Raw genomic sequence first — 13,485 nt, 5'->3', positions numbered from 1 at the left:
TCAGGAAAGGGCAACGGAAGCAACGAGCAGGATTGCGATCTCGCCAAGCTGCTGCAGGGCGCCGACCGTGTCGCCGGTCTGGCCGCCGATCTGGTTGAGGCACAGCGCGCGAAAGGCGGTGAACAGGAGGCCGAGCAGGACCAGCGAGGCAATCGCACCGCCGAGCCCTAGCGCCAGCAACGCGACGGCGCCAAGCATGGCGCCGATGCCAGCGGCTTCGGCCGAGACGGTGCCTGCATCGGCCGAGAGGCCGTCGCTGCGGGCCGGCGGCAGCAGGTGCATGAAGGCGCCGAGCAGGCCGCGCGAGGCGGCATGGGCGGCAATCAGAGCCCAGAAAACTTGCGCCGGGCTGGCAAATTCCGAAAGCACGCTCCAGCGGATCAGCAGCGAGACGCCGAGCGCGCAGGCACCATAGGTGCCGATGCGGCTGTCGCGCATGATCTCCAGTTTCTTCTCGCGCGTCTTGCCGCCGCCAAAACCGTCGGCGACATCCGAAAACCCGTCTTCATGCAGGCAGCCGGTGGCGAGCAGCGTGGCGGCAAGCGCCAGCGCCGCGGCCGGCCCCGCGGCGAGGCCGAGTTTTGTCGCGACAGCGTAGACCACGGCGCCGATCAATGCGACGGCGAGGCCGACGACGGGCGCCGCCCAGATCGCGGCGGCAAGGTTGCGACCGCGCAAGTCGACGACCGGCAGCGGCAGCCGCGTGAAGAAGACGAGGCAAAGCGCGATGTCGTCGAGGACTTGCCGGGGGATCATGTTCTAGCCCCTCGCAATCGCATGGAAGAACGTGCCGCTGACATGGCCGCGCCGGTAACCGGACGCGCCGAGCGGATTGCCCTGCCCGTCGGCGAGGTCGGCCAGCGGCTCGTCATTGCCGGTCGCAATCATCTGCGCATAGTGGAATTCATGGCCGCGGATCAGGGTGCCTTGGGTTCCCAGCGGACAATCGGCGCGCAGGCGCGCTTCGCGGTAGCCGAGGTTCATCTTCCGTTTGGCGAAGCTGGTCGAATGGCCAAGCAGGCCGAGCATCCCGTGCGTCTCGCCCGAGGCGTCTTCCAGCGCTTCGCCGAGCACCATGAAGCCGCCGCACTCGCCGTGCACCGGCCGTGTCGCGGCGAATTTTGCCACGCCCGCCCGGAAGTTCGCGGCAGCAGCCAGGCGACCGGCATGAAGCTCGGGATAGCCGCCGGGCAGCCAGCAGACATCGCAGTTGACGCTGGGCGCTTCGTCGGCGAGCGGCGAGAAGGGGACGATCTCGGCGCCCGCCTTGCGCCAATGCGCGACGACATGCGGATAGAGGAAGGTGAAGGCGGCGTCCTGCGCCAATGCGATGCGTTGGCCGGGCGGTTGCAAGGCGTCGCCGAAATTGCCGGGCGCAGGCGTGAATGGCGTCGCCAGCGCCATGATGGCGTCGAGGTCGAGCGAACGTTCGACCATGTCGGCCAGCCGGTCGAGATGTGCCATCAGGTTGTCATATTCGCCGGCCTGGACGAGGCCGAGATGGCGTTCGGGCAGGCTGAGCGAGGGATCACGCAGGATCGCCCCGACGACAGGCAGGCCGATCGCCTCGATGGCGTCGCCGCAGAGCCGGCGGTGGCGCTCGCTGCCCAGCCGGTTGAGCACGACGCCGGCCATACGCACATCCGGATCGTAGGTGGCAAAACCCTTGGCGACGGCGGCCGCCGTGGTGGATTGCCCGGAAACGTCGAGCACCAGCAGCACCGGCAGGCCGTAGAGCCGCGCGAGGTCGGCGGCCGAGCCGGTGCGACCTTCAGGAGCAGGAATCCCGTCGAACAGGCCCATCGCGCTTTCGAGGAAGATGAAATCGGCATCCCGCGTTGCTTGCGCAGCCAGCCCGTTGAGCAGGGCAGGCGGCATTGCCCAGCTGTCGAGATTGACGCCGGACAGACCGGTGGCGGCGGTGTGGAAGCCGGGGTCGATATAGTCGGGGCCGGACTTCGCGCCGCGCACTTTCAGACCGCGCCGGGCCAGCGCGCGCAGGATACCGATGGTGACGCTGGTCTTGCCCGAGCCCGAGCGCGATGCGCCGATGATGATCGCCCGGGTCATGGCGCGCCCGCCAATGCCGCACGCATCGCGACGATGCCGCCGATGACAATCAACGCGGGCGAAGACAGCCCGGCGGCGGCCGCTTCCTCGGCAATGGTGGCGAGCGTGGCGACGACAATGCGTTCCTGCGGCGTCGTGGCGGCGACGATCACCGCGGCGGGCGTCGACGGCGCCAGGCCGCCGTCGAGCAGCGCGCCGGCGATCAGCGGCAGATTGGCCATGCCCATATAGACGACGACCGGTTGCCCGGTACGGGCGATTGCCGCCCAGTCGAGGTCGTCATCGGTGCCGGCGGCATGGCCAGTGGCCAGGATCACCGCCTTGTTGATGCCGCGCATGGTGGCCGGGATGCCGGCTCCGGCAAACGCGCTGAGGCCCGAGGTGAGGCCGGACAGGACGCGAAAGGCAATACCTTCCCGCGCGAGCGCCAGCGCCTCTTCGCCGCCGCGGCCGAAAATATAGGGGTCGCCACCCTTCAGCCTGACGACGCGGCGGCCTTCCCGCGCCAGCCGTACCAGCAAAGCGGTGATGTCATCCTGCTTCATCGAGGGCTGGCCGCCGCGCTTGCCGGCATAGAACAGTTCGGCACCTTCGGCGACGGCGACGATATCGGGCGAGACCAGCGCGTCGTAGACGAGAGCATCGCACTGCCCAAGTGCCGTCAGCACGTCCAGCGTCAGGCAGCCGGGATCGCCGGGGCCGGCGCCGGCCAGCCAGACATGGCCTGGCTGCAACTGGCGCGGCTTGAAGTTCAGCCGGGCCAAAGCCTGTTCGACCGTCGCGTTTCCGCCCCTGTTTCCGGTGCCGTCGTTCACAATCCGTCCCGTCCGCGAAAACGCCGCTGGTAATGGGCGTCGTAAAGTGAGCTTTCGCCAAAGCCTTCCGCCGCCAGCGAGCGGCCGACGAAGATGATCGCCGTGCGCTCCATCGGATCGGCGGCCAGTTGCGCCTCGATGGTCGCCAGCGTGCCGGTCAGCACGCGCTCGTCCGGCCAGGAGGCGCGGAAGACGACAGCCACCGGGCAGTCCGTGCCATAGAACGGCGTCAATTCGGCGACGACGCGGTCGATGGCATGGATGGCGAGATGGACCGCAAGCGTGGCGCCGGTGCGGCCGAAGCCGGCAAGCGTTTCGCCGGGCGGCATCTTTGACGCGCGGCCGGAAATGCGTGTCAGCACCAGGCTCTGCGCGACTTCGGGAATGGTCAGTTCGCGGCGCAGCGCTGCCGCCGCGGCGGCGAACGAGGGTACGCCCGGCGTCAGCGTATAGGGAATGCCGTGCTTTTCCAGCCGGCGAATCTGCTCGGCAACGGCGCTCCACACGGAAAGATCGCCGGAGTGCAGGCGGGCGACATCGTGGCCAGCCTGGTGGGCCGCCAGATACTCGGCCTCGATCTCATCGAGCGACATCGGCGCGGTGTCTATCAATTTCGTGCCGGGCGCGCAGTGCTGCAACAGTTCCGGGGCAATGATCGAGCCGGCATGGAGGCAAACCGGGCAGCTTGCCAGCAATCTCATGCCGCGCAAGGTGATCAGGTCGGCTGCGCCCGGTCCAGCGCCGATGAAATGGACGGTCATGCCGCATCTCCGCTGATGGCGATGGCGCAGGTGACCGGGCCGAGCACGGTGCGCGGCCCAAGCAGTTTTGCGCCGGCGCCGGCTGCGGCAAGCGCGGAGGCTTCGGAGACCGAGGGCGTACCGGCGAGTGCCTGCGACAGATCCGAGCGGCTGATTGTGCGAGACGACACGGCCTTGAGTGCTGCGTTCCCGATAACGATCACCGGCAGGGCGAGTTCGCGCCCCGCGGAGAAGATTGCCCGCTCATTCTGCTTCAGAGAAGCGGTTGCGAGCGCCGAAAGCGCCGTCATCGCCAGCCCATGTGCTTCCAGCGCGGTTTCTATCGCTGCAAGCACGTCTTCGACGCTCACACCCTTACGGCTGCCGATGCCCGCGACCATCATGGTTTCACCCAGCTCCATTGGGTGACCGGCATGGCCGGCCGCCAGGCCTGCATCGAACCAACCGGCGAAGCACGGGATATAGCGATGCGGATCAGATCGCCGCCAAGCGCGGCGTGACGGGCGAGAAGCAGCGCCTCCATCTCCAGCGTCACCGCATTGGCGACGAGCCGGCCTCCGGCGGGCAAGACGCCGATGGCTGCATCCAGCACGCCGGGATCGCTGCCGCCACCGCCGATGAACATCGCGTCCGGCGCTTCCAGCCCGGCAAGCGCCTGCGGTGCCGAACCTTCGATGACAGCAAGACCGGGAACGCCGCAGGTGGAAGCGTTGCGGCGGATGCGGGCGGCGCGGGCCGGATCGGCTTCGATAGCAATGGCGCGCGTGGATGGGTGGGCCAGCATCCATTCGATGCCGATCGAGCCCGAACCCGCGCCGATATCCCACAGCAATTCGCCGCGCCTGGGGGCCAGGGCGGACAGGGTGATCGCGCGGATCTCGCGCTTGGTGATCTGGCCGTCATGCTCGAACAGGTTGTCGGCAAGGCCTGACGTCAGCGGCAAGATGCGTGCCTCCGAAGTTGAGTCAACTTCGATTGCCAGCACGTTGAGGGGATTGATCTTTTCGAGGTCGAAGGCGTCCGCGCGCGCCGAGCGCAACCTTTCGTTCGGGCCGCCCAATGCCTCCAGAACCGTCAGCCGTGAGGCGCCGAAGCCGAGTTCGGTCAGCAGGCGCGCAATCGCTGCCGGCGCGTCGCCATCGGAGGTCAGCGCGACGATGCGGGCGTCCGGATGCAGCAGTGGCCGGATCAGGTCGAGCGAGCGGCCGTGCAGCGAAATGGTCTCGATATCCTGCAGCGCCCAGCCGAGGCGGCCAGCGGCCAGCGACATGGCCGAAGAAGCGGGGATCACGCGCGTCTCTTCGGGAGGAACCTTGCGGGCGAGGGTGACGCCGACGCCGTGGAAAAACGGATCGCCGGAGGCGAGCACGCAGACCCTTTTGCCCGCGAGCGCCAGCACGTCGCGCATTTCCGCATCGAAAGGGCTTGGCCAGGCGCGTGCTTCGCCTTTGATGAGGGATGCCACCAGCGCAAGGTGCCGCGTGCCGCCGAAGATGAATTCAGCCTCGGCGATCAACCGCTTGGCCTCGTCGCCGAGACCGGTTACACCGTCCTCGCCGATGCCGACGACGGTGAGCCATTTGGGTGTTGGCTGTTTACTATTTGACATGCCGCGCCGCCCCTCATCCGTCTGCCCGTCCTCCGCAGCAGCTGCGCTGCAGCTGCGGAGGGTGGACCGGCACCTTCTCCCCGTATGGTGACGGGGAGAAGGGAGAAGCTCCAACGCTGACGCCCCCCTCTCCCCGTTCCTCACGGGGAGAGGGTAAGGGTGTGGGGCAGCGCCGACGCGGTCCAATATGGTGCCCATGAAGAAAATTCTGATCCTCGGCGGAACCACGGAGGCCCGGCAACTGGCGGGAAAGCTGGCCGCTGCCGATCACTCGGTGACACTTTCGCTGGCCGGCCGTACCGAAAACCCGGTTGCGCAAGGTGTGCCCATCCGCTCGGGTGGCTTCGGCGGCGCTGAAGGGCTGGCGGCATATCTCCGCGAGACCCGCATCGACCTGCTGATCGATGCCACACACCCCTATGCGGCGCAAATCTCCGCCAATGCGTCGGAAGCGGCAGGCAAGACCGGCGTGCGGATCCTTGCGCTCAGGCGTCCAGGCTGGGCGCCTGTCGAAGGCGATCGCTGGACGCTGGTCGATAGCGTTGCCGATGCGCTCAACGCCTTGGGACCCTCGCCGCGCCGCGCCTTCCTGGCGCTCGGCCGGCAAGAGGTCGCCGCATTCGAGGCCGCCCCCCAGCATCATTACCTCATCCGCAGCGTCGATCCGGTCGAGCCAAAACTTGCGGTGCCCGATGCGACCTATCTGTTGGCGCGCGGGCCGTTTCGTGGGGCCGATGAGCGCGCGCTGCTCGAAAGCCACCGCGTCGATGTCGTCATATCCAAGAACAGTGGCGGCGAGGCGACCTACGGCAAGATCGCGGCCGCGCGGGCGCTCGGCATCGAGGTGGTCATGATCCGCAGGCCGGCGCTGCCGGACGTTACGTCGGCTGAGACCGTCGAATCGCTTGCCGCGATGATCGATCATTTTCTCGAGCCTGCTGCGGAACGCGGCGTGTAGACCAGCGCCGGTTTTTCACCGCGCTTGATGATCCTGGTTTCCGGCGAGCCGATGATGATGCAGGTCGCCATATCTGCCTTCTCGGCATCGGCGTCTGCCAGCAAATAGACGTCGATGCGCTCGTCGGGGCGGCCGGCGGCACGGCCGAAGATCACCGGCGTGGTGCCCGGCAGGATCGCCGTCAGGCATTCGAAGGCGCGGCCAAGCTGCCAGGGGCGCGCCTTGCTGATCGGATTGTAGAGCGCGATGACGAAACCGGCGCCCGCCGCCGCCAACAGCCGCAGTTCGATCAGATCCCAGGGCTTCAGATTGTCGGACAGCGAGATGGCGCAGAAATCATGGCCAAGCGGCGCACCGATGCGGGCAGCGACCGCGAGCATGGCGGTGATGCCGGGCAGCATCGCCACGTCGACGGAATGCCATTCGGCCGGGCCGGCCTCGATTGCCTCGCAGACGGCCGCCGCCATGGCAAAGACGCCGGGATCGCCGCCCGAGACGACGGCGACAGCATGGCCCTGCGCAGCCTTTGCCAGCGCATCCTTGGCGCGGGAAAGCTCCTCGCGATTGTCGGAGGCGACGCGGGCTTGGTCGGCGCGCAGGTCGAGCCGGTCGAGATAGGGTTTGTAGCCATAGAAGAATTTTGCCTCGGCGACAGCGCGGCTCGCTTCCGGAGTGACCTGGTCGGCATTTCCGGGCCCAAGGCCAATGACGGTCAGGCGGCCACTCATGCCCCGGCCTCCATCAGCGCTTCGGGACGGCCGGACCAACCGGCCACCAGCACGATGGCGAAGTAGGGCGCCTTGTCGTCCTGCTTGTCGGCCAGCCGCATCGAGACACCGCCCGGCATGGTGCCGCGCTCGACGTAGACGGCACGCGCCAGCTTGCCGGTCGCCTCCAGTGCGCGCCTGATCTTGGGCAGGTTGCGGCCAACCTTCATGATGACCGCGGCATCGGTGTCGGCGAGGCGGCGCGTCAGCTCGAATTCGCTCATCGTGCCCGGCAGCACGGTCAGCACGTCGTCGCCCTGCACGATCGGCAGGCCGGTCGCCGACCAGCAGCCGGACATGGCGGTGACGCCGGGAATGATTTCGGTCGGGAAGCGGTGCGCCAGCCTAACATGCAGATGCATGTAGGAGCCGTAGAAAAGCGGGTCGCCTTCCGAGAGCACGGCGACCGTCCTGCCGGCGCTGAGGTGCTCGGCGACCTTTTCGGCCGATTCTTCGTAGAACTCCGTTATCTGCGACCGGTAATCGCTGTGATCCTTGTCGATTTCGGTGGTCACGGGATAGAGCAGCGGCAACTCGATCAAATCAGGACGAAAATGGTCGCCGACGATGGCGCGCGCGTTGCTGTTGTTGCCGCGCTTGGCGAAATGCGCGACGACGTCGGCCTCGGCCAGCGCGCGCACGGCCTTCAGCGTCAGTAGTTCGGGGTCGCCGGGACCGGTGCCGACGCCTATAAGCCTGCCTTTTGCAATCGCTTTCACAGGCCCGGCCTCGCCAGCGCGTTGACCGCTGCGGCGGTCATGGCGCTGCCGCCCAACCTGCCGCGCACGATGGCAAAGGGCACGCCATAGGAATTTTCGGCCAGCGCATCCTTCGATTCGGCCGCACCGACAAAGCCGACCGGCATGCCGATAATCGCTGCCGGCCTTGGCGCGCCGTCGCGCAGCCTTTCCAGCAGGTAGAAAAGTGCGGTCGGCGCATTGCCGATGGCGACGACCGAACCGGCCATGCGCTCGCCCCACAGGTCGACGGCCGCGGCCGAGCGAGTGTTGCCGATCTCCTTGGCGATTTCGGCGGTGCGCGGGTCGCGCAGCGTGCAGATCACCTCGTTGCCGGCGGGCAACCGGGCGCGGGTGACGCCATGCGACACCATCTCTGCGTCGCAGAAGATCGGCGCGCCGGCCGCCAGCGCCGTGCGCGCGGCGGCAACGAAATCCCTGGAGAAAACGAAGTGCCTGCTGGCCTCGACCTGGCCGCAGGCATGGATCATGCGAATGGCGACATCGGCTTCCGCGTCTGAGAAGCGCGACAGGTCGGCTTCGGCGCGAATGATGGCGAAGGAGCGCTCATAGATCGCCGTGCCGTCATGGATATAGTCGTAGGCGGGCATGCTCATTCCTGTCGGTAAGCTTCGACGACGCCGGCCGTGCCGAGCCTTGCCAGGCAAGCGGCGGCGGTTTCGCCTTGAAGTCGTGCGCTGCGGAGTGCTGCCGCGACGCGGCCGATGCCGCGCGCGGCGTCATAACCCGGCCTGTAACTGGCAGGAAGGGCCTTTGCCGTCCCGTCCACGACAAGCCCGGCTCCATTTTCGCCGCCGACCAGGGTCAGCGCCGCCGGGCCGGGATGGGCGCAGCCCTTGGCGCAGCCGGAAATGTGCAGCGTGAAGGAGGGATCGAGGATGTCGTGGTTTTCCGCTGCGATGGTCTCAGCGATGTCGCGCGTCGCGATCCGGCCGGAGGCGCAGGCGGGCGCGCCGGGGCAGGCGGCGATCCTGGTGCGCGGGTCGGCGGCATCGGTGACGAAGCCGAGGGTGGCGGCGGCTTGCTCAAGCGAGTGGCAGCCGGTCGGTGAAAGGCCGATGAAAAGCAACGCGCGTTGTGGCGCGAGGCGGATTTCGGTTGCGCCAAGGGCGAAGGCGTGTTGCGCGAGGTCGATGAGTTTTTGCGCCGGCATGCTGCCGAAGGGCAGGCCGATGCCGAGGGCGACTGTGTTGCCACTAAGGGAGAGGGGGCCGATCGGGGAAGGAACGGGCTTAGACGATCTGAGAGGAGGGCATTCCGTCACACCCCCTCCGTCCTGCCGGACATCTCCCCCACGAAGGGGGAGATCGGCAGTTGCGTCGACGGCTGTCGCTCAGCACCGTTGGCGATTGGCGAAAGCTGCGACGACAGAGCGATCTCCCCCCTTGTGGGGGAGATGTCCGGCAGGACAGAGGGGGGCGCGAAGGAACGCCAACTTGCGAGCGAGGCCAGCTGCCTCTCCGTCAAATCCTTTGCATGGGCTTCGCGACCTTTTTCGGCGACCATCCTGAGCACCGCGACGGCAATATCGCGTGCCGCATCGTCTTCTACCGTGACGAGCTCCTTCGCATTCTGCCCACCCGAAACAGACACCTGCCACTGGATTTCCTCATTGATCCGCGTTGCAACAAGCCTGACATCGGCCGTCACCGCATCCATCGCCAGCTTTCCGCCGCCGTCGACAACGACCGAAACCTTCGGGCCAAGGCGCTGCGCCAGCCCGGCATCTTCGATGGCCTTGCGAATCCGCTCTGCCAGCGGGCGAGGGTCGGCGATCTCCTGCGGGTCGAGGCCCGCCAGCGGCCCGGTCTCGGCCGGCACGCCGGTTCGCACCGCGATGCCGAGAGCGTCGACCTCCGCCGCAAGCAGCCGTGCGCTTTCGGGCGTCAGGCCGCGAATCTGCAGGCTGCCTCGTGCCGTCACTTCCATGATGCCGTTGCCGTGCCGCAGGGCCGATTCACCTAACCCGATCAAGGATTTCGGCGATAATCCTCCAGCAACCGGATTGAGCCGCACCAGAAGGCCGTCGCCGGTCTGCATCGGCGCGGACAGAGCAGGGCAGGCGCCACGCCGCGAAAAAGCGTTCATGCCGCCACCTCAAGTGCTTGTGCTTCGGCAATCAATGCGGAGAGGTCATCGTCGATCGAATTGCGCAGCGGGTGCCAAAGACCACGCCGCCGCGCCGACAGAAACCGCTCGGCTATGACCTTCGCCGCCGCCGGGTTTTCGCGCAGGATGAAGGCACGAACCTCGGGATCGCCGAGATAGGCGTCGTGCACGGCCTCGATCAGGGTGCCCGATATGGCATGGGTGGTTTCGGCGAAGCCGACGAGCCGGTCGACCGTCTCGGCGAATTCCGAGGCACCGCGCGGGCCGTGGCGCATCTGGCCTGATATGAAACGCGGATTGACAGCACGGGCCCGCACGACACGGGACACCGCCTCGCCAACCGAGCGCGGCGTCGGCTTTTTCGGGTCCGTGGTGTCGAGCACGATGACATCGGCGTTCTTGCCGAGTGCCGCAAGGGCTGCCGAAAATCCGCCGATGAAGGCGACATCGGCCGAGCCTTCCAAAATGTCGCGGCCGGGATCGTCTCCCGGATGGACGAGAAGGTCGGCCTCGGCGATGCGAGTTTCAAACGCGCCGGGCGCTGAGACGCCTTCGCCCTCGCCGCCGCCATAGGCATGCGAGGTGGCGTCGAGGTAGGCGCGGCCGATGTCCTGACGCGCGGCCCAGTCGCCGCTCGATAATAGATCCTCGACGCCGGCGCCGTAAGTGCCGGGCGAGGTGCCGAAAATGCGCGGGCTGATCTTTCCGTCCGCTCGGGTCCTGGCCGCGAGCGGGTTTTCCGATGCGTCCTCGTCGCGGGCGGCGACGGCGTTGGCGGCAGCGTCGATCAGCGCGATCTGCGTCGGGAACATGTCGCGGAACAGGCCTGAAATGCGCCAGGTGACGTCGACGCGCGGGCGGCCAAGCGTGGCCGGCGGCAGCACCTCGATGCCGGTGACGCGACCGGTGGCCGAATCCCATTGCGGCCGGCAACCCATCAGCGCCAGGCCTTGCGCGATCTCCTCGCCGCCGGTGCGAAGCGAGGCCGAGCCCCAGAGGTCGATGACCAGCGAACGCGGCCAGTCGCCATGCGATTGCATATAGGCGCGCACCACCTCTTCCGCCGCCGCCTTGCCCAGATCATAGGCGGTCGGCGTCGGCATTGTGCGCGGGTCTGATGTGAACGGATTGCGGCCGGTCGGCAGCACATCGCGCCGGCCACGCGCTGGGGCACCGGCGGGGCCAGCGGCAATGTGGCGGCCATCAAGGGCTGCGAGGAGTGCCGCCTTCTCGGCCGCCGCACTCTGCTCGCGCAGCGGGTCGACCTCGCCCTCGGGCGAGCGGCCATAGATGTGCAGGCCGTCCTTGATGGCGAAATCCTTGAGGTCGCAGAGCCAGGCGTCGATGCGGCGCAGCGCTTCGTCTGGGGCGTCGGTTCCGGCAACGCCGGCTTCGGAGGCGAGGCCGGTCTTTTGCGCGGTCTCGACGATCAGCCTTGCCAGGCGGTCGCGGCGGCGGCGGTCGAGCCCATCGGCCTGGGCATATTCGTCAACCAGCCGCTCAAGCTGGTGCTGGTTTTCATCGAGCCCAGCGCCGGCCAGCGGCGGCGGCAGATGGCCGAGGGTGACGGCGGCAATGCGCCGCTTGGCCTGTGCGGCCTCACCGGGATTGGAGACGATGAAGGGATAGATGACGGGCAGGGGGCCGGTGACGATCTCGGGAAAGCAGGTTTCCGAGAGCGCGACAGTCTTGCCGGGCAGCCATTCCAGCGTGCCATGTGCGCCGACATGGACGAGGGCATGGACGCCGATTGATTTGCGCAGCCAAAGGCCGAAGGCGATCAACGCATGGCGCGGTGGCAGGGTCGGGTCGTGGTAATCGGCTCGGCGGTCGGCCGAGCGGCCGCGATCGGGGGCGAGCGCCACGGTGATGTTGCCGAAGGTGGCGGCGCGGAAGGGGAAGTGTTTTTCACCTATTTGTCGCGAAGGCTGGCGTTCTGTCGCGCCCCCCTCTGTCCTGCCGGACATCTCCCCCACGAGGGGGGAGATTGGCAGTTCCGCTGCCGGTTCTCTCTCGGCAGCCTTGGAGATTGGCGAAAGCGGTGATGGGGGCGCAATCTCCCCCCAAGTGGGGGAGATGTCCGGCAGGACAGAGGGGGGGGCTTTGACGGTCATCTCGCCGTCTGGCGACCCCCATGCCTCCTCGACGATCCTTAGTGCATCGGCCGGCAGGTCCCGGGAGAGTGCGCGATACTCATCCAAGCCCAATCCATGCCCGCCCTTCTGCAACGCATCCAGCAACTCACGCGGCGTTTGTGGAATCCCCTCAACGGCGTAGCCCTGTTCGCTCAGGTCGTGCAGCATAGCCAGCACGCTCGACGGCACGTCGAGGCCGACGGCGTAGCCGGTGCGTCCCGGCGAGCTCGGATAGTCGGGGATCAGGATGGCGAGCTTGCGCTCCTTGCGCGGCGTCCGCCGCAGGCGGATGAAGGCTTCGACACGGTTCGCCACCTGCGCTACGCGGTCCGGCTCCGGCCGGTTGGCGAACGCGCGGAAGGCCAATGCGGGGTCGGTCTCGCTTTCGCCCTTGAAGGAAATGGCGCCGGCGAGGATGCGGCCGTCGAGCTCCGGCAGCACGACATGCATGGCGAGGTCGGCTGGCGCCAGGCCACGCTGGTTGTTCTGCCAGATCTCGCGTCGTGTCGTCGCGACGATGACCTGGAACACCGGCACGCCGGCGCGGTCGAACAGGGTTTCGACGCCGGGCTCGGCGCCGGAGGCGAAGGCCGTCGCGGTGATGATTACGGCGGGGTTCAGCGCGGCCAGTGCGGTTTCAACAAATGTTAGGGATGCCGAGTCCTTGAGGCTGGAGACGAAGATGGGGACGGGGGCCATGCCGCGCGCGCTCAGCGCCTCAAAAAGGGCGTCGATCGGGGCGACATCTGCGGCCAGCAGCATCGAGCGGTAGAACAGGATGGGCACGACCTTTCCCTCCCCCTTGAAGGGAGGGTGGCCCGCAGGGCCGGGTGGGGTCGCCGCGGCAGTGCGCGGCGTTTTTTTATGTCGGTGCGCTTCAGAGGCGACCCCACCCCCGGCCTTCGGCCGGACCCTCCCCTCAAGGAGGAGGGGGACGACACCGCGTCCCGGCTCGTAAAGCCCCGCCTTCGGCACGCTTACCGGCTCGGCCACTGCCACTTCCGCCCCCGCCAACCCCGCCAGCCTCCGCACCAGCGCCGTCATATTCTCCGGCCCGCCCTCGCGGAAATAGCCGAGCAGGCCGTCCAGCTCTTCGCGCGGCAAGGTCGAGCCTTCGATCAGCCGCAGATCCTCGTCATGGCTCTCGCCGGGCAGCAGCGCCAGTTTTATGCCGCGTGCGCGTGCGGTCGAGGCGAGCTGGTCGCAGCCATAGCGCCACCAGTCGTAGCCACCGAGGATGCGAACCAGAATGACCCTGGCGTGCCGGGCGACACTGTCAATCCAGAGATCGACCGACATCGGATGGCGCAGATCGCGCAAAGCCGCCAGCCGCATCGACGGCAGGCGATCCGCGTCCGTTTTCCACGCCGCCGCCAGCCCGGCCAGATCGCTGTCGGTGAAGGACAGCGCCACGACATCCGCCGGCGTCTGCCTGAGATCGACCGGCTCGGCGAGATCGTCGAGCGAGGCGGATGTGGTGGTGAGGATGTGCATCGCGGTTCG

The 13,485-nt window shown here is 67.6% G+C and carries 11 protein-coding genes and 1 pseudogene; 1 reads left to right on the top strand and 11 read right to left on the bottom strand.

Annotated features, from left to right (window positions below; all coding sequences use genetic code 11):
• Genes cobS through cbiE form a run of 6 tightly spaced genes read right to left on the bottom strand, consistent with a single transcriptional unit; the run spans position 1 to position 5,255 of the window.
• Complete coding sequence (cobS, locus tag EJ066_RS26210; protein WP_126042842.1) at positions 1-756, bottom strand: adenosylcobinamide-GDP ribazoletransferase; 756 nt, start codon at positions 754-756, stop codon at positions 1-3.
• A gap of 3 nt (positions 757-759) precedes the next feature.
• A complete protein-coding gene (locus EJ066_RS26205) occupies positions 760-2,070 on the bottom strand; it encodes a cobyrinate a,c-diamide synthase (protein ID WP_126042841.1) in 1,311 nt (436 codons plus the stop codon).
• Positions 2,067-2,885 (bottom strand): uroporphyrinogen-III C-methyltransferase, encoded by an 819-nt coding sequence (cobA, locus tag EJ066_RS26200; RefSeq protein ID WP_126042840.1) that lies wholly within the window; start codon positions 2,883-2,885, stop codon positions 2,067-2,069. The genes EJ066_RS26205 and cobA overlap by 4 nt, the downstream gene beginning before the upstream one ends.
• Positions 2,882-3,646: a precorrin-4 C(11)-methyltransferase gene (cobM, locus tag EJ066_RS26195; RefSeq protein ID WP_126042839.1), complete on the bottom strand. Its 765-nt coding sequence runs from the start codon at positions 3,644-3,646 to the stop codon at positions 2,882-2,884. Before cobM ends, cobA begins: the two co-directional genes overlap by 4 nt.
• Positions 3,643-4,029, bottom strand: coding sequence for a cobalamin biosynthesis protein (locus tag EJ066_RS26190; protein ID WP_126042838.1), 387 nt, complete (start codon positions 4,027-4,029; stop codon positions 3,643-3,645). Before EJ066_RS26190 ends, cobM begins: the two co-directional genes overlap by 4 nt.
• Positions 4,026-5,255: a precorrin-6y C5,15-methyltransferase (decarboxylating) subunit CbiE gene (gene cbiE, locus EJ066_RS26185; protein ID WP_126042837.1), complete on the bottom strand. Its 1,230-nt coding sequence runs from the start codon at positions 5,253-5,255 to the stop codon at positions 4,026-4,028. Before cbiE ends, EJ066_RS26190 begins: the two co-directional genes overlap by 4 nt.
• A gap of 196 nt (positions 5,256-5,451) precedes the next feature.
• Here cbiE and EJ066_RS26180 point away from each other — a divergent pair, with 196 nt between their 5' ends.
• Entirely contained in the window at positions 5,452-6,213 is a 762-nt protein-coding gene (locus tag EJ066_RS26180) for a cobalt-precorrin-6A reductase (RefSeq protein WP_126042836.1), read from the top strand.
• On the opposite strand, the gene EJ066_RS26175 is transcribed toward EJ066_RS26180, so the two are convergent.
• The 5 genes and pseudogenes from EJ066_RS26175 to EJ066_RS26155 form a co-directional block, all read right to left on the bottom strand.
• Entirely contained in the window at positions 6,177-6,941 is a 765-nt protein-coding gene (locus EJ066_RS26175) for a precorrin-3B C(17)-methyltransferase (protein ID WP_126042835.1), read from the bottom strand. The genes EJ066_RS26180 and EJ066_RS26175 overlap by 37 nt on opposite strands.
• Positions 6,938-7,699, bottom strand: coding sequence for a precorrin-2 C(20)-methyltransferase (locus tag EJ066_RS26170; protein ID WP_126042834.1), 762 nt, complete (start codon positions 7,697-7,699; stop codon positions 6,938-6,940). The genes EJ066_RS26175 and EJ066_RS26170 overlap by 4 nt, the downstream gene beginning before the upstream one ends.
• Complete coding sequence (locus tag EJ066_RS26165) at positions 7,696-8,328, bottom strand: precorrin-8X methylmutase (RefSeq protein ID WP_126042833.1); 633 nt, start codon at positions 8,326-8,328, stop codon at positions 7,696-7,698. Before EJ066_RS26165 ends, EJ066_RS26170 begins: the two co-directional genes overlap by 4 nt.
• Positions 8,303-9,826: pseudogene (gene cobG, locus EJ066_RS26160) on the bottom strand (precorrin-3B synthase). The gene EJ066_RS26165 and the pseudogene cobG overlap by 26 nt, the downstream one beginning before the upstream one ends.
• A complete protein-coding gene (locus EJ066_RS26155) occupies positions 9,823-13,476 on the bottom strand; it encodes a cobaltochelatase subunit CobN (RefSeq protein WP_126042832.1) in 3,654 nt (1,217 codons plus the stop codon). Before EJ066_RS26155 ends, cobG begins: the two are co-directional and overlap by 4 nt.
• Positions 13,477-13,485 lie beyond the last annotated feature (9 nt).

Source organism: Mesorhizobium sp. M9A.F.Ca.ET.002.03.1.2 (genome assembly GCF_003952365.1).
Classification (GTDB): Bacteria; Pseudomonadota; Alphaproteobacteria; order Rhizobiales; family Rhizobiaceae; genus Mesorhizobium.
Note: the sequence above shows the minus strand (reverse complement) of the source record. Positions and strands in the feature narration are given on the sequence as shown.

What these genes read in the sequence shown, in the direction of transcription:
- EJ066_RS26165 (WP_126042833.1), bottom strand. Translation starts at nt 8,328, where the DNA reads ATGCCCGCCTACGACTATATCCATGACGGCACGGCGATCTATGAGCGC.
- EJ066_RS26190 (WP_126042838.1), bottom strand. Translation starts at nt 4,029, where the DNA reads ATGATGGTCGCGGGCATCGGCAGCCGTAAGGGTGTGAGCGTCGAAGAC.
- cobM (WP_126042839.1), bottom strand. Translation starts at nt 3,646, where the DNA reads ATGACCGTCCATTTCATCGGCGCTGGACCGGGCGCAGCCGACCTGATC.
- EJ066_RS26180 (WP_126042836.1), top strand. Translation starts at nt 5,452, where the DNA reads ATGAAGAAAATTCTGATCCTCGGCGGAACCACGGAGGCCCGGCAACTG.
- EJ066_RS26205 (WP_126042841.1), bottom strand. Translation starts at nt 2,070, where the DNA reads ATGACCCGGGCGATCATCATCGGCGCATCGCGCTCGGGCTCGGGCAAG.
- cobS (WP_126042842.1), bottom strand. Translation starts at nt 756, where the DNA reads ATGATCCCCCGGCAAGTCCTCGACGACATCGCGCTTTGCCTCGTCTTC.
- cbiE (WP_126042837.1), bottom strand. Translation starts at nt 5,255, where the DNA reads ATGTCAAATAGTAAACAGCCAACACCCAAATGGCTCACCGTCGTCGGC.
- EJ066_RS26155 (WP_126042832.1), bottom strand. Translation starts at nt 13,476, where the DNA reads ATGCACATCCTCACCACCACATCCGCCTCGCTCGACGATCTCGCCGAG.
- EJ066_RS26175 (WP_126042835.1), bottom strand. Translation starts at nt 6,941, where the DNA reads ATGAGTGGCCGCCTGACCGTCATTGGCCTTGGGCCCGGAAATGCCGAC.